We start from the raw sequence: 26195 nt of genomic DNA on the forward strand, positions 1-26195 counted from the left end.
TTTCATCTTCCTTTCGTTTATTTACTTCTTTTCATGCCCATTATTTCAAATTTTCGCACTTCTGAAAATTTGAACAAAAGACAATAATTATTCAAATTGATATAAGTATTATAACAAATTCACAAACCCATTGTGTGAATATTTATTTAACTTTTTATTAAATATCATAATTTGCTCCAATTTTAAGCGGACGTCTGCAACAATATGTATATATTTAATTTAATTAATCAATACTTTTGGATTTTACTTACAAAAGCATCGATGATATTATTTGATTTTTGTAAACTATATCATAAAATATTACCCGTTCCATACAAACAGCCTCCGCAGGATAACTACGGAGGCTGTAAATTATATCAGATATTAGTCATGGGAGCTTATTAGTACATACCGCCCATTCCGCCTGCACCTGCTGCGGCGGCTGCCATAGCAGCGTCAGCCTGTGGGTCCTTCTTGTCTGCAACAAGGCTCTCAGTTGTGAGCACCATTGAAGCAACAGAAGCTGCGTTCTGGAGAGCTGAACGTGTAACCTTAGTAGGGTCAACGATACCTGCAGGTATCATGTCAACATACTCAGAAGTATAAGCGTTGAAGCCGTAGCCGACCTTTCTTGAACGGATTATCTTGTCTATGATAACGCTGCCCTCAAGACCTGCGTTCACTGCGATCTGTCTAACTGGTTCTTCAAGAGCCTTATAAACGATCTGAGCGCCTGTCTTTTCGTCACCGCTGAGCTTGTCAACGAGCTTCTTAACTGCTGGCATAGCGTTGATAAGAGCTGTTCCGCCGCCTGCTACGATACCCTCTTCAACAGCTGCCTTTGTAGCTGCCAGAGCGTCCTCGATTCTCAGCTTCTTCTCTTTCATTTCTACCTCAGTTGCAGCACCGACCTTGATAACAGCTACGCCGCCTGAAAGCTTAGCAAGTCTTTCCTGAAGCTTTTCTCTGTCGAAATCAGAAGTTGTGTTCTCGATCTGTGACTTGATCTGACCAACTCTTGCCTTGATATCGTCGCTGTTGCCAGCACCGTCAACAATGATAGTGTTCTCTTTCTGAACGACTACCTGTCTTGCTCTGCCCAGCTGCTCCATAGTTGTTTCGCTGAGTTCAAGACCAAGTTCAGATGAAATTACCTGACCGCCTGTGAGGATAGCAATATCCTGAAGCATTTCCTTTCTTCTGTCGCCAAAGCCAGGAGCCTTTACAGCTACACAAGTGAAAGTACCTCTCAGCTTGTTTACGATAAGAGTTGAAAGAGCCTCGCCCTCAACGTCCTCGGCAATGATAAGGAGCTTCTTGCCAGCCTTTACGATCTGCTCGAGAAGTGGAAGAATTTCCTGAATGTTAGAGATCTTCTTGTCTGTGATAAGAATGTAAGCGTCATCAAGAACAGCTTCCATTTTATCTGTATCTGTTACCATGTAAGGTGCGATATATCCTCTGTCGAACTGCATACCCTCAACGACTTCGCTGTAAGTTTCAGCAGTCTTTGACTCCTCAAGAGTGATAACGCCGTCAGCAGTTACCTTTTCCATAGCCTCGGCGATAAGCTTACCGATATTCTCATCAGCGGCAGAAACAGCACCTACTCTAGCTATCTCATCAGAGCCTTCTATCTTCTTTGAGTTAGCGACGATAGTTTCAACAGCAGTATCTACAGCCTGATCCATACCTTTCTTAAGTACCATTGGATTGGCACCTGCTGCGATATTCTTCATACCCTCTCTAACAAGAGCCTGAGCAAGCAATGTAGCTGTTGTTGTACCGTCACCGGCAGCGTCGTTAGTCTTAGTAGCGACTTCCTTTACAAGCTGAGCACCCATGTTCTCAAATGGGTCGTCAAGCTCAATTTCCTTAGCGATAGTAACACCGTCGTTTGTAATAAGAGGAGCACCGTACTTCTTATCAAGAACTACATTTCTGCCCTTAGGTCCCAGTGTTATCTTAACAGTGTTTGCGAGCTTGTCGATACCGCTCTGCAAAGCTTTTCTTGCGTCTTCGCCAAAAATTATATCCTTAGCCATTGTAAATTACCTCCGTTTATATACTATTTAAAATGCAGTGAAATTAGTCAACAACTGCGAGAATGTCGTCCATTTTAACGATAATGAACTCTTCACCGTCCAGCTTAACATTAGTACCGCTGTACTTAGAGATAAGCACCTTGTCACCCTTATTAACGCCCATAGTAACGTCCTTTTTACCAGGGCCTACAGCTATTACCTCTGCGACCTCAGGCTTTTCCTTAGCTGAGCCTGTGAGAATGATACCACTCTTTGTGGTTTCCTCAGCCTCTGTCATCTTAACTACAACTCTGTCCTGCAATGGTTTGATCGCCATGATAAGTTCCTCCTTTTATAATACCAATTATAAGCTTTGTAAAATATTGTGAGCTGCTGTATTTTTAGTCTTTTCAGCACTCTCACCGTTTGATTGTTAGCACTCATTCTTTCTGAGTGCTAATTATATTTTAGCACCTTTTTCGCAAAATTCAAGTCATTTAAGGTCATTTATGTGATTTTTGTAGGATTGCACAATATCTATCAGGATAAAAATTGGTTTCAGAAGCATATTGTACAATTTATTAAGGGGTATTGCAGGTCTGAAATCAGATTTTCGGGTGGGGATAAATGTATTCAATGGAGGTATGCGTATCAACAGTATCCATAATTGTAGGGGACGACGCCCTCGGCGTCCCGATATTCCTCACCAATTGAATTAACGGAGATTATCACAACAATGTCACCCCGAATAATTCAACATCGAAGATACCAAAACCACGGCGTTACCTCTCCGAACGGGACGCCCATTTCTGTGAAACAGAAATTGCGTCTCTCCCCCACAGGTGCGGTGGGCAAGTTTTTCGGTTGCCAAACCGTGTTGTAATTGTGGGCTTGTTCCTTCGACGGGCGAACGGTGTTCGCCCCTACAGATTTGTTGCCGTGGGTTTATCCGTATTTTATATTCAATTTTCAAGCTTCAAACAAGGTGCAGGAAGTGCTTTTCTGTGCGATCAGAACCTCTCATCGTGTTCACCTAACTCACGTTGACAAAATGTTTCCTCATACACTGCTACCTTGCAGGATATTCGATTTGGGATAATACCCTTATACTTATCCCGAAAAAGGGGTGCTTTGTTGCATAAAAAATGCAACAATTGCAGAAATGTTGCCAAATTAAAAGATAAATCATTTGTTTGCACAAGTTTAGTTGTCAAAATTTGTGCATTTATTACACAAAATCATTACAGAAATATTGATGAAAATACGAGAAAAAATAGTGTGTCTATGCAGTTATCCCACAATTTTAATATATATCAATATATGCAATTTTGATAAAAAACAGTTGACAAACGGGTGCGATTTGGTGTATTATTGTATTGTAATCGTTTAATCGTTAAGATCAAACAATAATATATTCGGAGGTCAAAATTATGGCAGAGTATTTTAAGGATATTCCAAAGATCAAGTATGAGGGTGTAAACTCAACTAATCCCCTCTCTTTTAAGTATTATAACCCAGATGAGGTTGTAATGGGCAAGACTATGAGAGAACAGCTCAAGTTCGCTCTTTCATGGTGGCACACAATGGGCGGCGACGGCACTGATATGTTCGGCTGCGGCACTACTGACAAGACTTGGGGCGAGGCTGCTCCTGAGGCAAGAGCTAAGAAGAAGGTCGATGTTGCTTTCGAGATAATGGACAAACTTTCTATTGACTATTTCTGCTTCCATGACCGTGACCTTTCTCCTGAGTACGGTGATCTCGGCACCACTAATGCAAAGCTTGCTGAGGTAGTTGACTACATAGCTGAAAAAATGGCTGCTGACCCTACAAAGAAGCTTCTTTGGGGTACTGCTAAGTGCTTCGATCACCCAAGATATATGCATGGAGCAGGCACATCACCTTCTGCTGATGTTTTCGCTTATGCGGCTGCTCAGATCAAGAACGCTGTTGACGCTACTATCAAGCTTGGCGGTAAGGGCTACGTTTTCTGGGGCGGAAGAGAAGGCTATGAAACTCTTCTGAACACAAACATGGGTCTGGAGCTTGACAACATGGCAAGACTTATGAAGCTGACTGTTGATTATGCTCGTTCAAAGGGCTACACTGGTGATTTCTACATTGAGCCAAAGCCAAAGGAACCTACAAAGCATCAGTATGATTTCGATACAGCTACAGTTCTCGGTTTCCTGAGAAAATATGGTCTTGACAAGGACTTCAAAATGAACATCGAGGCTAACCACGCTACACTTGCACAGCACACTTTCCAGCATGAGCTGAGAGTTGCAAGAGATAACGGTGTATTCGGTTCTATCGACGCTAACCAGGGCGACCCACTGCTCGGTTGGGATACAGACCAGTTCCCTACAAACGCTTATGACGCTACACTTTGTATGTACGAAGTTCTCAAGGCAGGCGGTTTCACAAACGGTGGTCTGAACTTTGACGCTAAGGCAAGAAGAGGCTCATACACAATGGAAGACATTTTCCTGAGCTACATTGCAGGTATGGACACATTTGCACTTGGTCTTAAGGCTGCTGCAAAGATCATTGAGGACGGCAGACTTGACAAGTTCGTTGATGACAGATATGCAAGCTGGACAACAGGCATTGGTGCAGACATCATTGCAGGTAAGGCTGACATGGAGAGCCTTGAGAAGTATGCAGTTGAGAAGGGCGAAGTTACTGACTCACTTTCAAGCGGCAGACAGGAATATCTGGAGAGCGTACTCAATCAGATCATGTTCAATCTTTAAGCAGGGGCGTGCCCCTGCACCCATATCCGCTATCATTCGTGGTAGCGGATTTTTTTATCGCCGCCCATATCATTTTTTACGCTGTGATAAAATATGAAAGCGTGCCCCTGCACCCATATCCGCTATCATTCGTGGCAGCGGATTTTTTATCGCCGCCCATATCATTTTTTACGCTGTGATAAAATATGAAGGCGTGCCCCTGCACCCATATCCGCTATCATTCGTGGTAGCGGATTTTTTTATCGCTGCCCATATCATTTTTTACGCTGTGATAAAATATGAAAGCGTGCCCCTGCACCCATATCCGCTATCATTCGTGGCAGCGGATTTTTTTGTACAAAAAAAGAGCGGCTCTCAGCGAACCGCCCTCTTTGATTATCATTACTTTTCTTTTCTTGAGAGTTCCTGCAGCTCCTGCTCATACTGTGAGAAGCCCTCCACAGACTTCATAAGCTCGTCCTCAACGTGTTCTTCATGATTATCCTTAAACACAAACTTCAGGAATACCGGTGTGATTATCGTTGTTGCAACTACCATGATGATGATAGGTGCGAAAACCTCGTCGCCCATAAGTCCAAGCTTCTGTCCTTTAGCCGCTACTATAAGTGCGACCTCGCCTCGTGAGATCATACCCATTGCTATCTGCAAACTTTCCTGATTTGTATACTTACAAACCTTTGCGCCTAGTCCACAGCCTATTATCTTTGTGATTATTGCCACAGCAAGGAGCAAAATTGTAAACAGCACCATTTTGCCGTTCATGTTGATACCGTTCATTGTAAGACCGATGCTTGCAAAGAACACTGGTGAAAGGAACATATACGAAAGTGTTTCAAATCTGTTTGAGATATACTTTACGTCCTTTTCGCTTGAAATTGCAAGACCTGCAACAAATGCGCCTGTGATATCTGCTACGCCGAAAAGCTCTGCTACATACGCCATGAGCAGGCAGAAAACGAAGGAAATGATAACGTGACGTCTAAGGTCTTTTTTATCTCTTTTTCTCCACTTTGTGAACACAACATGGTAAACGACTGTACAGCCGATAGCCACTGCAAAGAACGCTACTATCTTAATAAGAACTGTTGCAACGTGAACGCTTGTATCTGCAAGGCTTGTGATAAGGGTCAATGCGATGATACCAAGGATATCGTCTATGATAGCCGCACCGAGAATGGCATTACCTGCTCTTGTAGAGAGCTTGCCAAGCTCTTTCAGAGTTTCTACTGTGATAGAAACTGATGTTGCAGTAAGCACAACGCCTATGAAGAGGTGCTGCAGGAATGGTGAGCAGGCGAGCTTATCGCCCTTGCCTATGCCCATTGCAGCGGCAAGTCCAAGTCCGCCGAACAGTGGTACGATAACGCCAAGAAGAGCGATTATGAATGACGCTTTACCAGTCCTTTTAAGCTCCTTAACGTCTGTTGTAAGTCCTGCGGTGAACATCAGCACGATGACGCCAATTTCTGACAGTTCTGAGATGAACTCAGTTTCTTTTACAACATTAAGAACGGCAGGTCCGAGTATTACGCCCGCCAACAACGCACCGACTACCTGCGGCAGTTTCATTTTCTTTGTTACAAGTCCGAGAATTTTGGTCGAAAGCAGTATAAGTGCAATAAACAATATGTAGCTGTATTCTTCCATGATTTTACTTCCTTTCCACGCCGCCATTATATGACGTTAATGCGTAAAAATAACGATCTACAGCATTTTACTCTCTGCAAATCGTCATTGATTTTCCGTATCTTATTATAGCATTATGCCGCACTATAGTCAACAGACAGCACAATTTGTTCACAAAAAAGAGCAACAAAAAAGAGCCGCAAAAGTCGGCTCTTTTTGTGATTATTTTATCAAAGTTTGTTTATACAGCTTTTTTGCCGTTAGGGAATATCTTATCCTCGCAGATACCTGCCATTTTCTCGATAGCAGGCTGTATATCCAGCCACAGACCGCAGCCGTCGTCCTGACCGCTTGTTTTCCATGCAAACACGCCGTTCCAGCCATTATTGTAAGCGTCCTCATAAGCTGAGGTGATGTCGAAATCGCTGTCGCTTGCAACGGCCGGGCATTCGCCTATAACGCAAGGCTTTGTACCGTCAAGGCCAAAGTCTGTTGGAGATTCGCTGAAAGGATATCCCCACATTCCCTGCATCCAGGTGTACCAATGAGTTGAATAGAAGTCAACATAGGCAAGGCTCTTGTCATACTTATCACCGCTCAAAACGTCCTGAAGCGCACTGTCGGATATTTTGTTGCCCTGCTGGCTGTCGGAGTTATACTTTATCATACCCATGCCCACGGTTACGAGAACGTCTGAATTTGCATGGATAGCTGCGGCTGCCTTTGCATAATACTGCTCCAGATAGAGCCAATCAAGCTTGCCACACTCTTCATTTTCAACTATCCAGTCAGGCTCGTTGCAAAGGTCCACAGACCAGAAATAGTCGCTCTTGCCATATCTTTGAACGAGAGGAACTATATAGTTATCTACAAACATATCTGTCTTGTCGCTGTCCTGAATGAGCGTTCTCCAAGCCTGATAATTCTGGTTCTGATCCTTGAAGTTATCGAAGGACTGAACTGTTGCCATTATATAGATCTGATACTGCTCTGCAAGATAGAACAGATTGTCAAGGTCCTCCCAATGAGCTGTTGTTGCACCGTCAAATGTACCGTCTGCTGAGATAGCCATACCAACGTCGCCGTTGCAGATTATCCAGATCCTTGCGGCATTTACGCCTGAATTGTGAAGCTTCTGGAAATGATCCTGCCAAAACTCAAAATTAAAGCCTCCGCCAAAGTCGTTCCACTTATCCCATGGAGCGTTCACTCCATTGAACCAAAGTTCCTTGTCGCCCACCATGAATTTTGTTCCGTCGATCTTGACTTTCGCTGAGCCGTCGGTCGTTGTTGCATAATCCTTTTCAGGCATTGCAGTTTCCGAAACAACGGCAGAGCTGTTGTTTGATTTGCTTTCAGCCTTTGAGCTTGAGGAATTATCTCCGCAGCCCACGGTCGAAACAAGCATCAGCACTGCAAGTGATGATGCAAGCCACTGTTTAACTTTCATAAAATATACCTTTCCTTTCTTTGGACTAAAGTTTTGAACACATTTGATTATAGCACAATACTGATTCATTTTCAATAGCAAGATCTGATTTTTTTGCAGATAATATCCTCTAAAATTTTAACATTGTATAATTATATTAACCCTAGTAAATCGACACTTTTTATATAGTGATTAAAAATATGAACATTTGAGATTTATACACAAAAAGAATGTATGTTATTTGTTTAATAAGCGTATTCTAATTTGAACAGAGATGTGGTATAATGAAAGACACTGATGAGGTTAATATTTTATATATGAAAGGACGGGAAAGAATGAAATCAGTATCAAAAAGATACCTGAGCTTTATTTTATCTCTTTTAATGGCAATGACCATATTTATTGGTCTTGACCTTGGGGATATAAATGTGCAGGCATTGTCGGGAGATACTCTCAAAAACGCTGACACGGAAGCCATACTTGAGGATATGGGTCTGGGCTGGAATTTGGGCAACTCTCTTGACGCAACAGGCGGTTCAGGTCTTGACACGGAAACATCGTGGAGCAATCCTAAAACAACTCAGGCTCTTATAGACAAGGTAAAGTCTTTAGGCTTCAACACGGTGAGAGTGCCTGTTTCTTGGGGCAAGCACGTATCGGGTGACAACTACACTATCGACTCTGCATGGCTTGCGAGAGTAAAGGAAGTAGTTGACTACTGCTACAAAAACGATATGTATGTAATTCTCAACATTCATCATGACACAAAGTCTTCTGCAAGCGCTTCGGGAGCAGGATATTATCCAAGGTCTTCTGCATATTCAAGCTCTGAGAAATTTGTTACGAGCGTATGGTCACAGATGGCAGAATATTTCAAGGATTATGACTATCATCTTATATTTGAAACCCTTAACGAGCCTCGGCTTATTGGCACAGGCTATGAGTGGTGGTTCAACAAGTGGAGCATTCCGTCAGAGGTAAAGGACGCTATAGAGTGCATTAACAAGCTCAATCAGAAGGCTGTTGACACCATAAGAGCCACAGGCTCAAACAACAGGGGCAGACTTATCATGTGTCCCGGTTACGACGCTTCCATAGACGGGGCAACTGTTTCAGGCTTCAAGCTTCCTACAGATATTTCAGGCAACAAAAACCGCATCGCTGTATCAGTTCACGCTTACAGCCCTTACAACTTTGCAATGAATGTTGGTTCAGGCTCGACCTCTACATATACATCTTCTATAAAGAACGAGCTTCAGGACCTTTTCAGCACGCTGAAAAGCAATTTCCGTGACAAGGGTATACCTGTTGTTATCGGCGAGTTTGGCTCAACGGACAAGAACAACACTGCTGAGCGTGTAAAGTGGGCAACAGACTACACTGCGCTTGCAAAAAAGAACAAAATTCCATGCGTACTGTGGGACAACAATGCTTTTGCAGTATACAACGGAAGCAACATTGTTCTCAACAGTGAATATCACGGCTACATAAACAGAAAAGACAACACTGTTACAAGCCCTGCAAAGGACGTTATCGAGGCTCTTATGAAGCCTTACGGCAAAAAAGCAGATCTTAACTGCTCTTCAAGCGTTACCATAGTTGCGGGACAGAGCAAGAACATTGGCGCAAGCTCATCAACAAGCGGTGCTGTTCTCACATACAAAAGCACGACTCCGTCAATATGCACTGTTGACAAGAACGGAAACGTGACCGCTCTCAGGACAGGCACAGGATATGTTACTGTTACGGCTTCTGCAAATGGTTATAACAGCGTTTCAAAGGACGTTAAGATAGTTGTTTCAAAGAAGAGCCTTAACAACGGACTTCTTACGCTTTCAGAAACAAGCTATGTTTATGACGGCACATACAAAAAGCCTGCGGCTACAGTTACGTTTGGCGGCAAGGTGCTTCAGGAAGGCAAGGATTACACTATCTCATACAGAAACAATCTGAACGTTGGCGTTACAACTGTTATTGCGACAGGCATGGGCGACTACACAGGTTACACATCAAAGAACTTCACTATCACAAAGCGTGCAATGGCAGGCGGAACAGTTTCAGTGGCTTCAAGCGTTTCATTCACGGGAAGCAATATTACTCCGTCAGTTACAGTAAAGGTAGCAGGCAGGACGCTTACAAGCGGCACTGACTACACAGTTTCATACTCAAACAACAAGAACGTTGGCAAGGCTACTGTAAAGATAACAGGCAAGGGCAACTATTCAGGCTCTCTGAATGCTAAGTTCGACATTGTTCCTGCAAAACAGCAGATACAGAAGCTTGAAACAAAATACAAGGGCTTCTATATTGATTGGGCGCAGAAAGGCTCTGCAACGGGATATGACGTTGAGTATTCTGTAAACGCAAACATGAGCGGTGCAGTGTCAAAGCATTTGACAGCAAACAAGCCTGACACGCTGACAGTAAGCGGTCTGTCAGGGGACAAGACATATTATGTTCGTGTTCGTTCTTACACAAACGTAAACGGCAAGGTATACTACGGTGCATGGTCTGATATAAAGAGCATAAAGACAGCTAACAACGACATCACAAAGGCTACTGTTTCGGGCATTTCCACAAAGGCTTTCACAGGAAAGGCTATTACACAAAACGTAACTGTAAAGGTCGGAAACACTGTTCTTAAAAACGGCACTGACTACACAGTTTCATACTCCAACAACAAAAAAGTTGGCAAGGCTACTGTAAAGATAACAGGCAAGGGCAAGTATGGCGGAGTTATCACAAAGACGTTCAAGATAAATCCTGCAAAGCAGGAGATACAGAAGCTTACGGCAAAGTCAAAGGCTTTCTTTGTGGATTGGGCGCAGAAGGGATCTGCTACCGGATATGAAATTCAGTATGCTACCAACTCAAAGTTCACTGGTGCAAAGAAAGTGGCTATAACAAACAACAAGACAGACAAGACCACTGTTTCAAAGCTTTCGGGCAACAAGAAATATTACGTTCGTGTGAGATCTTACACAACTGTAGGCGGCACAAAGTATTACGGCGCTTGGTCGGCTGTTAAGAATGTGACTACTAAGAAATAAGGTTATATTGGCATAATGAAAATACCGACGGCTCGGGTTGAGCGGTCGGTATTTTTTTTGCGATAATTTTCAGTTTGTGGGGAAGCTAGGCGGGCGAACGTTGTTCGTCACTACATGGGGTCGGGGTTTTATCCGTTGGTGCTTGCCACAAAGAAGTATGTTATGTAGGACAGGACGATAAACGCAGAAGAAAGATAGCTCAGGGTGCTGACTATGGCTTTGCAGGGGGCTTTTTCAGAGCGGTTGCAAAGGTCTGTGAAAAGTCCGATATTTATAAGTCCTATGAGCATACATGGGATTATGTATCTGAAATTCATTGTGCAGATAAAAGGATATCTGATACAGAAGTTATAATAGTTGCCTAAGATAGTGGCATAGACCACTGTGAGCATGAGTTTTTCGGTGAATCTTGCGTTATCGGTCTTTACAAAAAGCACTATGAGCATTGCGATGAACGCTATGACCGCAAGAACTAAGGCTATCCAGAAAAGTGCATATGGCACGAGCATTGCGTTTTCGGGGAAGAAAGTTTCGTTTATGCCCTCGCCAAAAATGGAGTTTTTAAGCATTGCTATGGTAGGGTTATACTCTTTATAGCTTTCTCCGCCCCACTGCTCAAAGACTATTTTGATCTGTGAGAAGCTGAAGTCTGTAAGGCGGTGTTTGGCTGTAAGGTCGCCTATATACTGGACGTCGGCATTTGAAAGGCTTGGGACATAGTTTGGTTTTATGCCGAAACGCAGGTAGTTTCTCACGCTCCACCAAAGTCCAAGAGGACAGCATATTACACCAAAAAGGCACATTTGACCCAGGCGGTTTGCCATATTCTTACGATTTTGCACAAGCGCCACAAAGAAAAGTATGGCTACGGCAGGGGCGATAAGCCCTACGGATATTTTTGTCATCATGCCAAGACCGATACAGAGGGCTGCTTTGACGATATTCTTTGCGGTCTGCTCTCTATACCATTTCAGCACGCAATATATTGCTCCCACTGTAAAGCACAGCATGAGAGGGTCGTTATTTATCCCACCTGACATAAGGACAAGGTATGGATACATACAGCACATACCGAACGGGATAGTCAGGGCTTTGCCTTTAAGGTCAAAGAGCCTTAATATCTTATAGACTGTTATCGTTACGGCACAGACATAGAAGAGGGTCAAGGCTTGTATAGCCTCGCACGCCATGTAATACTCTATGCCTACGGAGGTGCAGAATTTCAGCCACACTGCACAGATGATATGATGCAGAGGCGGGTGATAATACTGCCAAAGGGTGGTAGGGTCGAAATTCGGCAGGGCGTGGTTATTATAGATATACTCTATATAGCCTGCGTGACCGCCCTCGCCGCCGAAATACCACACGTCATTCTGTCTTGTGTAAATATCAGACATGAAAACATAGGAATAGCGCAGAACAAAGCCTGCTCCTGCCAAGGCAAGGCAGGTGACACGGTCATGGAACTTTTTATCGTTATTGAGCAAAACGACATACATAACAAGCACGACGCAAAGTCCTGCAAAGCAGATAAAAGCCGCTTTATACTGGGTATGTACGAAATAATTCACTGCCGCAAGGGTCAAAAGGGTCTTGCCTGCAAAGGTCAAAACTGAACCTGCGGTATGCTTTCCGCTGTCATCGAGCTGTTTCAAAAACCGTCTGAGGTAGAAAAACTCTATTATCATGAAAAAGCCACACACAATGACGCCGTTTAAAAACTTATAGCTATAGCTTCCAAAGCCTGTGAGTGCAAGGCATATGAACGCCGCAACTATATAAGGGTGACGGCTGAGGGTGCGGAAGTTCGCCTCAAGCCGTCTGTCGCTTATGGCTCTTCTGTTCATGTCTTTCCGCAGGGACAGAAGAAGTCCACCTTTCTTTTTGTTCATATTAGTTTCCAGATTTTTCTTCGTGGTATTCTTTTTCTGTGTTCACGTTCCAAATATCTTTTCTGCTCTTTTTGCCTGTTTTTATAGCCTCGGCTGTTTCCATGGCGGTGAGCATTGAATGGTCCATATTATTATATCTATGCTGACCGTTTCTGCCAACGCAATAGAGGTTCGGGAAAGTATCGAGGAACTTTATCATGGTATCGAAATGCTTATATGTATCAAAATAAGCAGGATATGCTTTCTTGACCTTTTCTCTATGGGAATCGAGCACTTCGTTTTCGGAGATGACGCCCATTTTAACAAGCTCGGCGGTGGCGAATTTCACGCAATCCTCATCGGACATATTCCAGAAATCGTCCCCCTCGGCACAGAAATACTCAAGGCCTATCCAAACTGTATCCTCAGGCTTTTCCACCATATAAGGCGACCAGTTGTTGAATATCTGTATTCTGCCAAGCTTTACGCCCTTATCCTGAACGTATATCCAGCAATCAGGAACGATATTGCCGAGAGTTGTTTTATTTGTTTCATTTTTAAGGTTGAGCTTATTGACCAGCAGACCAACGGTAACAAAGTCACGGTATGGCAGACCCTTGGCTATCTTTATGACGGTATCGCAAGGCTTTGTGCCGTCCATGCCGAGGATAAGGTCTTTGACAGGCATTGAGGAGATAAAGATATCACCTGTGAAGGTCTTTTCGCCCTCAGCGGTATCGCAGACAACGGAGGTGACTTTCCTGCCCTCGCACATTATTTTCTTTACCTGACAGCCTGTGAGTATTTTTCCCCCAAGCTCTTTTACTTTCTCAGCGGCGGTCTCCCAAAGCTGACCTGGGCCGTATTTTGGATACCAGAACTGTTCGATAAGGGAGGTTTCCACCTCGTCCTTATTCTTTGTGCCGAACACCTTTTTGAACATATCTTTCAAAAGGGCTGTGATAGAGAGGCCTTTTACACGCTGTGAGCCCCAATCTGCGGATATCTCGCTTGGGTGTCTGCCCCAGAGCTTTTCGGTATAGCCCTCAAAGAACATAGAATAGAGGACTTTTCCGAAACGGTTTATATAGAAGTTCTCAAGGTTTGTTTCAGGCTTTTTGAACACGCACGCCCACAGGTAGCTAAAGCCTGCTTTCATGGTGGTGACAAAGCCCATGTTCTTTATGGTTTCGGGCTTCATTGAGATAGGGTAGTCGAAGAAGTGCTTGTTGTAATAAATTCTCGACACTCTGTCACGGACGAGCATTACATTATCCTCAGTTTCAGGGTCGGGGCCGTTTTCGGCAAGTGGCTTTTCGTGGCCTAGCTTTTTATCGTCATAGGCAGGCTTGCCCTGCAAAGGCATAAGGTTTGCCCACCAATCCATGACCTGCTGATTTTTGGAGAAAAATCTGTGTCCGCCTATATCCATGCGGTTGCCGTTATATCTCACTGTCTGTGATATTCCGCCCATTGCCTGAGAGCCTTCGAGTATGGTCACGTCATAGTCACCGCCGTTTTTAAGAAGCTCTATTGCCGCAGTCAGACCGGCTGGGCCTGCGCCTATAATAATTACCTTTTCCATGTGTTATCCTCTCCTGTTTAGTCTTTATTTTTATCAAATATAATAAATTTTCTGCCTGCAAAGTTCCATATGAAAACTATCACTGTGGAAACGAGTTTGCCCACAAGATAATATTTATCCTGCGGAAGAAGTGTGCCGAATATGAGCTTTGAAGCAAGGATTTCCTCGAAAAGCCATATTATTGCGGCGTTTATGCCAAGTCCCACAACGCCCACGGCGGCAAATGCCGCAAACTCTGCAAGGCGGTTTTTTATCTTTGAATTTTTGAATATCCAAAACGTACTCAGGGAATAGTTCACCAAAAGTCCTGCCACGAAAGAGATAGTCGCGGCAATGACGGGGTCGAAGCGGCAAAGCTCCACAAGTGCGGTCATAATGCCGTAATCCACCACAAAGGCAAAGCCGCCCACAAAGACGTATCTGAAAAACTGTATGAATGTATTATCGGTATCACCCGAAAAAAGCTGTTTTATCTTCATTTTTTATGTTCCGTTCTGAAAAGTTTCTTGTAGGCAACACTGCAAAAAGTGAGCCTACTATATATAAGTACGTTTTATAAAGGCAAAATGTTGCTATTTTTTACAAAATTCTATCTTTCGCACAAATATATGACACTGTTTTTGTACATGGTGCTTAAACACAAAGTTCATAAAGCATTAATCAATATTATACAACTTTTTCTTCATTTCGTCAAGTAAACTTGTGCAAAAACAAAAAAACGGACGGTTTTATCCGTCCGCTGAGGGTGTATGAAAATTTTTGCCGACCGGTCAATGACAAAAAGAGGGCGACCAAAGGTCGCCCATACAAGTTTTTTCAGAACCATTACAGATCATATTCTGTTATGAGGTTTAAGTCTTTTATCTTCATACATATATTTATCGGCGATGTGCATTACATCGTCAAACCTGAAGTTTTCTACCGGAGCAACGGCTGCACCCACGCTTGCTGAGAGGACATAGGATTTTCCGCAGCGTCTGTTCAGCTCTGCCATTTTATCCTTTATCTCCTCCTTGACCTGATCGGAAAGGTCTGTATCAACTATAGCAAAAAGGGCAAGCTCATCTCCGCCAAATCTTCCGCAGACCTTATTCTCAATGCTCACGCTGTCGATAGCGTTTGCGGCGGCTCTTATTGCATAGTCGCCTGCCTCGTGTCCGAAATTATCGTTTATATACTTTAATCCGTCAACGTCCACTGAGACCACCAATGCAAGCTGGTCGTTTCTTCGTGGGAGAGTTTCAAGGGCATTATAAAAGCCAGTACGGTTATAAAGCCCTGTTAGCATATCGTGACGGTACATTTCTTCGATATGCTTTGTCATATACTTCTGATAGGTGACGCTTCGGAAGCTGCCCAAGGCGGTATTTAGGGAATTTACATAGAGTGGTATTTTAAAATACTCGCTGAGCTGCGCCGGAAAATAGAAGCAGGCATAGCCAAGTGGTACGCCGATATGGGCAAGTGCTGAAAATATGAGGGGGACTTTATAGTCCATTATATTCTCTATATCGGGAATGATGTTGATGCGGTCAAAAGGCTGTGGGATATTTCTATCTTCCACGGCACGGCTCCGCAAAAGTATCATTTTATCGCTAAAAAGCGGTTCTCTATCGCTTATTACACCAGGGGCTTTACGTTCGTCAAAGAAATCGCCGTTCACCACAACAGCCACATCGCCAAAATTATACTCCTTCAGCAGTGTAGCAAGAGTCTTAGGAGTCTCACAATTCATGATATTCACTGCAAGCTCATAGAGGACACGCTCCTCGTCCTGATAGCGATTCATTCTGTCTCGGAGTATTCTGATATACTCCCCCGTATTTATCTGCTCCACTGAGGGTTTACAGCCGCAGGAATTTTCAACGGACAGATCATAGTCTACTGTATATATTTTTTCGGGCTTTTCACCAGCCAGAGCTTTACTTATAACATTAATGATTGTTTTAGCGGTATCATCATAGCTACAGCCGCTTGTTGTAAGCATAGGAGTGCAAAAATTAGCTTCTTCTGAGCCGTCAAAGCCTGTTATGATAATATCCTCCGGGATCTTATAGCCCCTTCTTTGAAACTCAGCCCCTGCGGCTATAGCCATCATATCGTTTGCACAGATGATCGCTCTTGGGACTTTATTTTTTTCTATCATATCGTCCACTGCTTTCAAAGCAGGAACAGACCAATAGTCACCGTAATAAAAGACATCATTTCTGAATGGGATATCATACTCCTCGAGTAGCTTTCTGAAAACTGCTATACGCTCTTCTGAATTTTCTTCGTCTTTTCTGCCTGCGATAAAGCCTATATCTCTTACACCATGCTGTTCTATCACATGGCGAACCACTTGCTCAAAGCCTTTTGCATAGCCGAATTTGATGCTTATGCAATCGTCATGCTCTACGCCGACTGATATGACAGGCTTACCATATTTGGCGGCGTCCATTCTGATTTTTGTCATTACATTCTCAGCATACACACCCTCTTCAAAGGTCACGACGGCATCTGTTATATTATAATCAATAAGGTCAAACACAGACTGCTCGCCTTTTTCAGACAGAGTCTTCCAATAAAGGTCTGAGCAGGTGTGATATACAAACAGCCTGTAATCGTTTTCAACAGCAAAATTATTAAGAGCCCGTATGATTCTATAATTACGCTCATCATAGACTTTACACATACAGACCGCAATTATTTTGATGTTACCGATCATACAGCACAGCTCCTTTCCTATAAATTCAAACACAGTGTTATTATAACATGATTTAATGAATAAATCAAGAGAAAATTGGACAATTTTTAAGAAATTAAGACATAGTTTCGCACACTTGATTAAATAATTAAAGAAAAGGAGCAGGCTGTTAATCCAGTCTGCTCACATCGTTCCATGACCTTACACGCTGATAAGACATTTTATGCTGTTGGAGATACTCGTCGGTATTTTCGGGAGGGCTGGCGATATCCTGTGGTTTATCGCTTGTAAAGATATCCTCATAATCGTTAGTTATGACCTTATCGCCCTTTTGGTTATCCAGCAATTTTTGCAGGTTTTCGGTCATTTTATCACGGGTAAGCCCCTCGAAGTCTATACGCTCTTTTCTGCCGTCGAAGGGAAAGTTGGGGAGTTTACGCATGAAGTTAAGGTCAGACACAGTTTTCGCGGTGATGACAGCGGCTACTATAAGGTAGGCGAGCATAACGAAAGTATCGCCTGACACACTGTCAAAAAGGGCGAATTTCAGACCCATATATAATATCATCACGGCAGGGGATGCGACTATCAATTTAGTTGTATCCGCCATAAGCAAAGCTCCGCTTGCGGCAAACGCCGCATAGTTAAAAAAAGGCATTTGAGCTTGCATCAAAAAATGCGAACATCGCACTTTCCGACGCAAAAAAATTCGCCCATCCCATCATTCCGTATATTATAACCGCAGGAATAAGCAACGCAAAGGTAAAAGCTGCAAATCGCCGCTGCCTTTTTATAAGCCTGCGGAAATGCCTGCGAAGAGTTTCGTCAGGCAGTGTTTTATAGTCGGCTCTCAGATCAAACATTTCCATGTTATGTCACCTCCTGAATTTATTATAGCATTGGGGGAGGGGATTGTCAAATGGTTTCTGGGGGTGTTAGCACAAACCATGTAGGGGAGCGGCGCAATTTCTGCTTTGCAGAAATACGACGTCCCATTATTTCTCGCACGTCACCATTTGTGTTTTTTCACAACAACCCCGAATAACCACACAACGCATTTGTAGGGGACGGCGCCCTCGACGTCCCGACCCCTCGACAGCCTTTGTCCCCCTGCATGGCTTGTGAAAAAAATACAAACCTCACTCCTTCGAGCGGGCTGTCGAGGGCGCCAGCCCCTACAATGCTGAAATTGCATAATTTCAGAACACGGGCGAACGCTGTTCGCCCCTACATATATTCGGGATAGTTTATTCCTCCGCAAAATCGCTCCGCTCTTTGCGTATCTACATTGCGCTTAGGGCTAGAAAGGCGGTGCAGATTTAATTCTCCGATATCACTTTCATCTGATATCATATTTCTATCTGCTTTTGATACTACAATCTGCACCTTGTCGGCTTGCGCCGAATGAGGCTCTGCCTCAAACTCCGACAGGGCTTTGCCCTGTACCCACAATGGGTTTCACCCCTTGACCCTGACCAGGGACGTGTCCCTGGACCTTTTGCTCGCTTCGCTCGGTGCTTTATTTTACTTTATGCTTGCAATTTACTTTGGTCTGCTATGCTCATTCCTCATTCCTCATTTCTCATTCCTCACTCCTCACTCCTCATTTAACTCCGCTCCTCATTTACCCTCGCCCCTGATTTATTCAAATGTAATCGTTTTATACCTATTGCATTAATTTGCTTTTTGTTGTATAATATATTTGTTAATATATACAGCCATTTGGCAAAATCAAGATATGAAAGGACCTTATTACTATGAAGAAATTCCTTGCGGCGGCTCTTGCTCTTTGCATGACAAGCGCTGCTCTCACAAGCTGCGGTAATTCAAACAGCTCTTCTGCTGCTGACTCAAACTCCGCTGCGGCAAACTCTCAGGCTTCCGATTCAAGTGCGGCTGATACCGAAAGTGTTTCAGACAAGCTTCTTGCTGAATACCCTGCATCTACGGAAAAGATAGATGTTAAAAATGGTGCTACTGAGAACATGATCGCCAGAAGCGTTATCAACGAGGGCGACACTTCCCGTCTTGCGGCTAAACTCGACTACGCTCTGCAAAATCCTAAGGAGACAACAAAGATCTGTTTCATCGGCGACTCTATCACGGCAGGTTCAGGTGCTAACTCCTCAACTAATCAGTATGTAAACCAGTTCAAGAGCTGGTGGGAGGAAAACATAAGCTTCTATGTTGATGTTACTAATGCCGGTATCGGTGCAACTGACTCATACATAGGTGTTCACAGGGCACAGCGTGACGCTTTGGAGGCTAAGCCTGACATTATCGTTATCGAGTTTATCAATGACGCTGATGATGAATTTTATGAGTCCTGTATGGACAGCCTTGTAAGAATGTGTCTTGAGCAGGACAACAATCCTGCAGTTATGATACTTGAGCCTTCAACTGAGGGGGGTACATCTCCACAGGCTGCACATCTCAAGGTAGCGCAGGCTTACAACATTCCTATGATATCTTATCATGACGCTGTTATGCCTGAGATAGAGGCTGGCAACTTCACATGGGCTGACATTTCACCTGACAACGTTCACCCTAATGATGACGGACACGTTATAATGGCTTCACTGCTCACAAAATTCGTTGGCAACATAAAGGACAATATTGACAGCGTTGACAAGGAAGCAAAGGCATTTGACACAAGCACTGTTGCACCGACAGGCGATGTATTCGCTGACGCTACTATCGGAAGCCGTCAGACAGAGGACATTGTAAAGACAACTGACGAGGGAACATTCACAGATGTTACAACATTCCAGAAGTTCACAGACGGTTGGGGAACAACAACAGGCGGCACTATCAAGTTTGAGATAACTGCAAAGAACATTGGTATGATATACTACATGACAGTTGACGGCAAGTCCGGCGTGGCTGCTGTAAAGGTCGATGGCGAGGACGTTGCGACTATCAACGCTGACTTCACAAGCGGCTGGGGCAACTACGCTAAGGCACAGCAGATATACTCATCTGACGAGGTGGCTACTCACACTGTTGAGGTAACTGTCGTTGATGACGCAAAGCCTAACTTCCAGATACTTAACTGGCTTATTTCATAAGGATCTATAATAATATTTTGGCGGATACATGGTGTTGTATCCGCCAATTTTTTATGCTTTATCCGTTTTGTATCATTTATTTATATCCATTCTTTTATATGCTGCGGAGAAAAGTATCACAACGAGCATGACTGAGATAATTGCGATATTTCTTCTATAGGTCATGGTATCGACAAAGGTATGGAAATTTACGGCTGATATCATTTTTATCACTGCGGCGGTGAAAACCGTCACTGACAGCACAGCGACTATACCTCTAAAGCGTTTTATCAATGCGCTTAAAACAAGGGAAGCGAGGGAGATGAGGGTGAAAAACAATGCTGCGGAGAGGTAGCTTTTTAGGGCTGAGCCTTTGAAAAACAGGTCGAGGACGCTGGCTTTCATAACGAGCTTATTGAACATATTGCTATTCAGTGATCTTTCCGCTGCGAATATCCACAGGGTATAGACGGCGGAAATCGTCAAAGACATTGCGATGACGCTAAGGAAGATACAGCCGATAGTGTTACGTTTTGAAAGGCAATTTGCGGCGGATATTTTCTCGGAATTTGCATAGATGATATATGTTCCCACGGCGGTTGCCACGATAGAGGCGGCGAGGGTGAGTGGCATTACCACCTCATAGGCATAGGCGACATCGTTTCCTGAGTTGAGGTAGATAGAGAATGTTATCACGCCGTATAGGCAGATAACAAAGGCATAGACCACGTAGCAATAATATTTCTGCACATTTGCGAAAAGTTTCAGGGTATTCATTTTACACGCTCCTTTTATATTTTATGGGTTTTCTGCGGTAAAAGGCGAATGACACTGCTATGGCTAAAATAGTAAGCAGGATATAGGTTATGGTGAAAGCCTGTGCGCCAAAAACGCCGAAAACTGACTCGAAAAAACCATAGCTCATAACGGGTGCAGCGAGGTAGGGAGTGAACATTCCTCCTGCGATATTTGCAGCGAAAAGTATCACGATAACGCCTAGGTTTATTATCCTGCCCATGGTTTCAAGGCGGCTCATGATGATGAAAAAGGCTGTGCCGCTCATAAATATCAGCACTGTGCGCAGGCAAAGCATAAGATAGATATAGGCTATGCTTTCGCTAAATGACAGGGATATAAGGGAATAATTTTGGAGTATCTCTGCGTGTGTATAGTCCACTGCCACGCCGTCAAGGCGTATAACAGTTCCTTTCAGCTTATCTGCAAAAATAAAGCTCTCTATGCTGTGTGCGGCAACAACTATAAATGCTGTGACAAAAGCACAGATAAGTATTGCAGCAAAGGACGTTTTTCTTGACACACCACAGCAGACTGAAAGTGAGAATATCTCTTTTACCGTAAAAAACGCCGCCGCAAATGCTGCCGCCCCCGTAAGCAATTCATAATATTCCGACACACCCTCCACGCTCAAAGCCTTTGCCGCAAGCAGCACAAGGAAAAACACAAGCACGGCTGCAAGGGGAAGGAGAGTTCTTACAACAGTAGTTTTACAGAGTTTCAGCTCATTCATTGTTCCCCCTCCTCACCTGTCAGATTTATGAACACCTGCTGTAGGTCGGGTCTTGAGATCTCAAGACCTTCGGGGACATTTTCGGGCGTGCCCTTTAGATACGCCGAGCTTATTGTTCCGATGTTTTTCATGCAAAGCACCTCTTTATTCTGACAATAGGCACAAACTAAACTCTTTGCACCTGTGACGGAATAGCCATCCGTCAAAATATCCTCCGTTTTGCCTGCCGCAAGCACCTTGCCCTTATCTATTATTATGACATCCTCCACAAGGTTCTCGCACTCTTCGATAAGGTGGGTGGATATTACCACGCCGCACTGAGTTTCGGCAAAGCGTTCTACCAGCAGGCGGTAAAAAAGGTCACGGTGGTTTGCATCAAGCCCAAGAACAGGCTCGTCAAAGAAGAGAAAGTCTGCACCGCTCGCCAAGGTGAGAATGAGCTTTGAAACTGTCAGATAGCCTGTTGACAGTGCAGAAAGGCGTTTTTTCGGGTCAAGCTTGAACTTTTCGGCAAGAGAATAGGCATAGTCCTTATCAAAACCGCCGTAAAAATCAGCCGTGATATTCACCGCCTGCTTAAAGGTCAGACCTGCCGGCATTGTGACGCTCTCGCTCATTGCGTATATACGATTCAGTGCTTTATCATTTTCCAAAAGGTCTTCGCCGTCAAGAGTACACCTGCCCGAGGTGGCAAAAACACGGTTCGTTATGATATTCATAAGAGTGGATTTGCCTGCGCCGTTTCTGCCCAAAAGTCCGTATATCCTGCCCTTTTCTATCTCCACAGACACACCCACAAGGGCATAGTTCCTGCCGTATTTTTTTATGATGTTATCCGCCTTTATAACGCTGTTACTCATTTTCAAATCCCCTTTCGATCATTGCGATTATCTCATTTTTTGATATGCCAAGTTTTTTAGCCTCTTCACACATTTTATCAACGTATGTTTGCTGAAAATCCTGCTGTCTTTCTGCTTTGAGTTTTTCCACTGCTCCCACGCTAACAAACATTCCCAAACCTCTTTTTTTGAATATCACCCCTTTATCCACGAGCATATTTATTCCTTTCAAGGCTGTGGCGGGGTTCACTTTATACTCCACTGATATTTCTGTTGTGGACGGTATCTGCTCTCCCTCAGGTATCGTTCCGCTTATTATCATATCCGACAGCCACTCGCACAGCTGAACATATATAGGCTTTTCGCTCTTCAGTCTGAGTTCCACGCTATTTCCTCCTTCCGCTTATTTTGTTGTCTTTTTTCTTTTATTCTCACAAGTTAATTAGTTAGTTACTCATGTAACTAACTATACAGTATCTTTTCCCTTTTGTCAAGGCGAAAGAGAATGATTTCTTTTGTTTTGGTGATATAGACAATTTATCAGAGTGGAAATTATGCAGAAGATATATTATAAGATTTAATAAATACACAAAATATTTAGTGAAAACTAAGCAGCCAGCTTAACAAAAACGAAAATAGATATGATATAATAAATATGCTGAAAGAAACAAACACAGCGATAACTTATTGATCCCCTTAATAAGACTTCTCCCGACAGTTTTTCCGACTGTCGGGGATTTTTTTATTTCTAAAAATGTCACAAAACAGTCTATTAGCTAAAAATTCACCTTTATTTTACAAAATGTAATCGTTATCCTAAGCAGTCAGCTTAACAAATCTTGTAAATAAAGTGATATAATATAGTTGCATCAATATGTGAGATGCAAAATTTACATTATGAGTTGGAGGCATTGATTATGTTAAAGAAAATCATGATTTTAGGAACAGCCTTAATGATGTGCTTAGCTTTTGCAAGCTGTGACGGTGACTCTAGTGGTGACAATGGATATTCTCCTGAGTATAATAATGACGCTGAATACCGTTCAAATGTTAACAAGGCGGCAGACGCATGGGGTAAGGACGCAGGAGATGTTGACAGAACATATCATGCTCTTGCTGGCGATGATTGATATTTTTTTTGGAATAAACAAACACAGCGATAACTTATTGATCCCTTTAGTAAGACTTCTCCCGACAGATTTTCCGACTGTCGGGAGTTTTTTTGCAAAAAAATCGGCAGCAGACACATGATAGCGTCTGCTGCCGAAGGTTTTATATTGTTTTAAGCATTAAAGCAATTATCCAAGAACAACAACGATGTTTGTCTGCTCTGTCATCTTGCACTCGCACACGAAGTTGCCTTCAACTGCTTCGCCGTTGACTGTCATAGACTTTACGCCGCTCTGAACGTGGTCTGGGTTCTGAATGTCGATAGAAAGGTGCTTGCCACGGAAGTTCTTTTCGATCTTGAAGCCGTCCCATGTGTGTGGGATAGATGGGCTTATTACAAGTCCCTCTGCGTTTGGTCTCATACCGCAGATACCCTCTACGCAGCCTACCATTACTGTTGAGCCTGTACCTGTCAGCCAATGAACGTGTGAACGTCCTGCATATGGTGAACGTGTTGACTCTGTAAACTGACCGTGAACGTATGGCTCAAGTATTCTTACTTCTGCCTTATCGTTCATGTTAGCAGGTGAGGACTCGAGGAAGTACTCGAATGCTCTGTCACCGTGACCGAGAAGTGACTCTGCAAGGATAGCCCAGCCCTGTGTCTGTGAGAAGATACCACCGTTCTCCTTTGTATCAGGGTTAAAGATGTGCATGAGAGCACCGTCAAAGTAATGATCTACATAAGGTGGCTCCATGATCTTTACGCCAAATGGAGTATTGAGTATCTCGTGTACCTTTTCCATAGCAGTTTCAGCCTGCTTATCAGATGCGAAGCCTGAGATAACTGACCAAGACTGTGGGTTGAGCCACATTGAAGCCTCTGGATCCTTCTTAGCGCCAACGATCTCGCCGTTCTCTCTGTAGCCTCTGATAAATCTATCCTCGTCCCAGCAAGCTTCAAGGCTCTTGCCGAGTTCAGGCTGTACCTTATCGATATAAGCAGCGTACTCATTATCGCCTCTGTCAAGAGCATAGCCCTTGATGATGCTCATTGCATAGTAGAGCTGGAATGCAACGAATGTTGACTCACCCTTCTTGCCAAGTCTGAGGCAGTCATTCCAGTCAGCATAAAGACCTGCTGGCATTGTATGAGCGCCAAGTCTTTCCATTGAGAAGTTGATAGCTCTCTTAAGATGCTCGTAAACTGTATCCTCGCCGCCGTTTGCGTATACGATAACCTCATCGAGGAACGCCTTGTTTCCGCTCTCGCCGATATACTTATTAACTGTTGGGAAGAGCCAGAGAGCGTCGTCTGCTCTATAGCATGGGTGACCTGTTTCCTTAGCGTAGATAGAGTTCTCATCGTTCTCGTCCGGGCAAGTTTCATGGCCTGCCTTGTGGTCGAACTTAACAAGTGGAAGTCCGCCGCCGTTATCTACCTGTGCAGAGATCATAAATCTGATCTTTTCAGCAGCAAGCTCAGGATTGATATGGATAATACCCTGGATATCCTGAACTGTATCTCTATAGCCATAGCCGTTTCTCAGACCGCAATAGATGAATGATGCAGCTCTTGACCAGATAAATGTGATGAAGCACTGATAAGCGTTCCATACGTTTACCATGTTATTGAACTCGTCAGAAGGAGTTTCGATCTGGAAGTTATTGAGCTGACCATGCCAGTAAGCGATAAGCTCCTTTACCTCAGCGTCTACCTTGCCAGGCTCATTATATGCAGCGAGTATCTCGTCTGCTACCTTAGGGTTCTTCTGACCAACAACATAGATTATCTCCTTTGTTTCGCCAGGAGCAAGGATAATGTCAGACTGAAGAGCGCCGCAAGCGTTTGAGTTATAGTTGAGCTTGTTATCGCAGAAGCCTCTTTCAACTGCAACAGGGTTGCCGTATGTTCTGTAAGAGCCGATAAAGCTGTCCAGATTACCGTTATAAGCGGAAACAGGAGCGCCAACTACGCCGAAAAATCTTTCTCTCCAGTTAGAGCCGTTCTCGTCCTTACCGCTGTTCTCATTGATGTGCTGAACGATCTTGTTGCCCTCAAAGCTTGTTCTTGTGATGAACAGTGTATACTGGAGGTTTACCTGATCCTGCTCGTAGTTGTTCTCATTTGTGAACTCTACAAAGCCGAATGTTGAAAGGTTTCTGTATCTGTCAGAGTTATTTGTGATCTTAGTTCTCCATACCTCATATGTTTTGTTCAGAGGAACATAATATGTAAGCTCGGAGTGGATATCTGCATAGTCAGACTTGATAGTTGTATAAGCTGTACCATGGTGGCACTCTGTCTTATACTGATCGAGAGGCTTGCCTACAGGCTGCCATGTGCATGACCAATAATCCTTGGCGTCGTTATCTCTGATGTAGATATATCTGCCAGGGAGACCGATATTTGAATTGAAACGGTAACGGATTATTCTTCCGTTAGCACCGCTCTTTACAAAGCTGTATCCGCCGCCGTTGTTGGATACGATAGCACCGTACTCTGGTGAGCCGAGATAGTTAGCCCAAGGTGCAGGTGTGTCAGGTCTTGTGATGACGTATTCCTTGTGTTTAAGGTCAAAATAACCATACTGCATATTTTTTATACGCTCCTTTTCAATATTTTAAAGTTGTAAACGTTTCACCAAAATGGCGTAAACGTTTC

The 26195-nt window shown here is 43.6% G+C and carries 20 protein-coding genes; 4 read left to right on the forward strand and 16 right to left on the reverse strand.

Annotation, left to right across the window (positions count from 1 at the left end; translation table 11 throughout):
• Positions 1-380 precede the first annotated feature (380 nt).
• Both groL and OCV57_RS05680 read right to left on the reverse strand, forming a co-directional pair.
• The gene (groL, locus tag OCV57_RS05675; RefSeq protein WP_117877148.1) at positions 381-2024 is read right to left on the reverse strand and encodes a chaperonin GroEL; all 1644 of its coding nucleotides are present in this window, start codon (positions 2022-2024) and stop codon (positions 381-383) included.
• A gap of 43 nt (positions 2025-2067) precedes the next feature.
• On the reverse strand, positions 2068-2340 hold the full coding sequence (locus OCV57_RS05680) for a co-chaperone GroES (protein WP_022288719.1): 273 nt from the start codon (positions 2338-2340) through the stop codon (positions 2068-2070).
• Positions 2341-3433: 1093 nt separating this feature from the next.
• On the opposite strand from OCV57_RS05680, the gene xylA reads away from it, so the two are divergent.
• On the forward strand, positions 3434-4759 hold the full coding sequence (xylA, locus tag OCV57_RS05685; RefSeq protein ID WP_022287212.1) for a xylose isomerase: 1326 nt from the start codon (positions 3434-3436) through the stop codon (positions 4757-4759).
• Between the two features lie 381 nt (positions 4760-5140).
• On the opposite strand, the gene OCV57_RS05690 is transcribed toward xylA, so the two are convergent.
• Together OCV57_RS05690 and OCV57_RS05695 are read right to left on the reverse strand one after the other, a co-directional pair.
• Complete coding sequence (locus OCV57_RS05690) at positions 5141-6406, reverse strand: cation:proton antiporter (protein ID WP_267300749.1); 1266 nt, start codon at positions 6404-6406, stop codon at positions 5141-5143.
• 220 nt (positions 6407-6626) lie between these two features.
• On the reverse strand, positions 6627-7835 hold the full coding sequence (locus OCV57_RS05695) for a cellulase (glycosyl hydrolase family 5) (protein WP_038670246.1): 1209 nt from the start codon (positions 7833-7835) through the stop codon (positions 6627-6629).
• Between the two features lie 314 nt (positions 7836-8149).
• Between OCV57_RS05695 and OCV57_RS05700 the strand changes: the two genes are divergently transcribed.
• Entirely contained in the window at positions 8150-10864 is a 2715-nt protein-coding gene (locus OCV57_RS05700; RefSeq protein ID WP_267300750.1) for a cellulase family glycosylhydrolase, read from the forward strand.
• A gap of 128 nt (positions 10865-10992) precedes the next feature.
• On the opposite strand, the gene OCV57_RS05705 is transcribed toward OCV57_RS05700, so the two are convergent.
• The 7 genes from OCV57_RS05705 to OCV57_RS05735 all read right to left on the reverse strand — a co-directional run bounded on the left by OCV57_RS05705 (position 10993) and on the right by OCV57_RS05735 (position 18458).
• Positions 10993-12756 (reverse strand): ArnT family glycosyltransferase, encoded by a 1764-nt coding sequence (locus tag OCV57_RS05705; RefSeq protein WP_267300751.1) that lies wholly within the window; start codon positions 12754-12756, stop codon positions 10993-10995.
• Position 12757: 1 nt separating this feature from the next.
• Positions 12758-14320, reverse strand: coding sequence for an NAD(P)/FAD-dependent oxidoreductase (locus tag OCV57_RS05710; protein ID WP_267300753.1), 1563 nt, complete (start codon positions 14318-14320; stop codon positions 12758-12760).
• 17 nt (positions 14321-14337) lie between these two features.
• Positions 14338-14799, reverse strand: a complete 462-nt coding sequence (locus OCV57_RS05715) for a GtrA family protein (RefSeq protein WP_267300754.1) — start codon at positions 14797-14799, stop codon at positions 14338-14340.
• A 353-nt stretch (positions 14800-15152) separates the two neighbouring features.
• Complete coding sequence (locus OCV57_RS05720; RefSeq protein WP_267300756.1) at positions 15153-17027, reverse strand: GGDEF domain-containing protein; 1875 nt, start codon at positions 17025-17027, stop codon at positions 15153-15155.
• A gap of 148 nt (positions 17028-17175) precedes the next feature.
• A complete protein-coding gene (locus OCV57_RS05725; RefSeq protein WP_267300757.1) occupies positions 17176-17616 on the reverse strand; it encodes a hypothetical protein in 441 nt (146 codons plus the stop codon).
• 34 nt (positions 17617-17650) lie between these two features.
• A complete protein-coding gene (locus OCV57_RS05730) occupies positions 17651-17875 on the reverse strand; it encodes a hypothetical protein (RefSeq protein WP_267300759.1) in 225 nt (74 codons plus the stop codon).
• 358 nt (positions 17876-18233) lie between these two features.
• Entirely contained in the window at positions 18234-18458 is a 225-nt protein-coding gene (locus tag OCV57_RS05735) for a hypothetical protein (RefSeq protein ID WP_267300760.1), read from the reverse strand.
• Between the two features lie 305 nt (positions 18459-18763).
• Here OCV57_RS05735 and OCV57_RS05740 point away from each other — a divergent pair, with 305 nt between their 5' ends.
• On the forward strand, positions 18764-20074 hold the full coding sequence (locus OCV57_RS05740) for an SGNH/GDSL hydrolase family protein (RefSeq protein ID WP_267300761.1): 1311 nt from the start codon (positions 18764-18766) through the stop codon (positions 20072-20074).
• 72 nt (positions 20075-20146) lie between these two features.
• On the opposite strand, the gene OCV57_RS05745 is transcribed toward OCV57_RS05740, so the two are convergent.
• From OCV57_RS05745 to OCV57_RS05760, 4 genes are read right to left on the reverse strand one after another with little or no spacing between them, the layout of a single operon-like run.
• On the reverse strand, positions 20147-20830 hold the full coding sequence (locus tag OCV57_RS05745) for a hypothetical protein (protein WP_267300762.1): 684 nt from the start codon (positions 20828-20830) through the stop codon (positions 20147-20149).
• A 1-nt stretch (position 20831) separates the two neighbouring features.
• Positions 20832-21581: a hypothetical protein gene (locus tag OCV57_RS05750; protein WP_267300763.1), complete on the reverse strand. Its 750-nt coding sequence runs from the start codon at positions 21579-21581 to the stop codon at positions 20832-20834.
• Entirely contained in the window at positions 21578-22441 is an 864-nt protein-coding gene (locus OCV57_RS05755; RefSeq protein ID WP_267300764.1) for an ATP-binding cassette domain-containing protein, read from the reverse strand. Before OCV57_RS05755 ends, OCV57_RS05750 begins: the two co-directional genes overlap by 4 nt.
• Positions 22434-22805: a GntR family transcriptional regulator gene (locus tag OCV57_RS05760; protein WP_117957318.1), complete on the reverse strand. Its 372-nt coding sequence runs from the start codon at positions 22803-22805 to the stop codon at positions 22434-22436. The genes OCV57_RS05755 and OCV57_RS05760 overlap by 8 nt, the downstream gene beginning before the upstream one ends.
• A 532-nt stretch (positions 22806-23337) precedes the next feature.
• Between OCV57_RS05760 and OCV57_RS05765 the strand changes: the two genes are divergently transcribed.
• A complete protein-coding gene (locus tag OCV57_RS05765) occupies positions 23338-23550 on the forward strand; it encodes a hypothetical protein (protein ID WP_117957320.1) in 213 nt (70 codons plus the stop codon).
• A gap of 168 nt (positions 23551-23718) precedes the next feature.
• Here OCV57_RS05765 and OCV57_RS05770 read toward each other — a convergent pair whose 3' ends face one another.
• Entirely contained in the window at positions 23719-26127 is a 2409-nt protein-coding gene (locus OCV57_RS05770) for a glycoside hydrolase family 94 protein (RefSeq protein ID WP_267300766.1), read from the reverse strand.
• Positions 26128-26195 lie beyond the last annotated feature (68 nt).

This window comes from Hominimerdicola aceti (assembly GCF_025567495.1).
In the GTDB taxonomy this organism is placed as follows: Bacteria; Bacillota; Clostridia; order Oscillospirales; family Ruminococcaceae; genus Hominimerdicola; species Hominimerdicola aceti.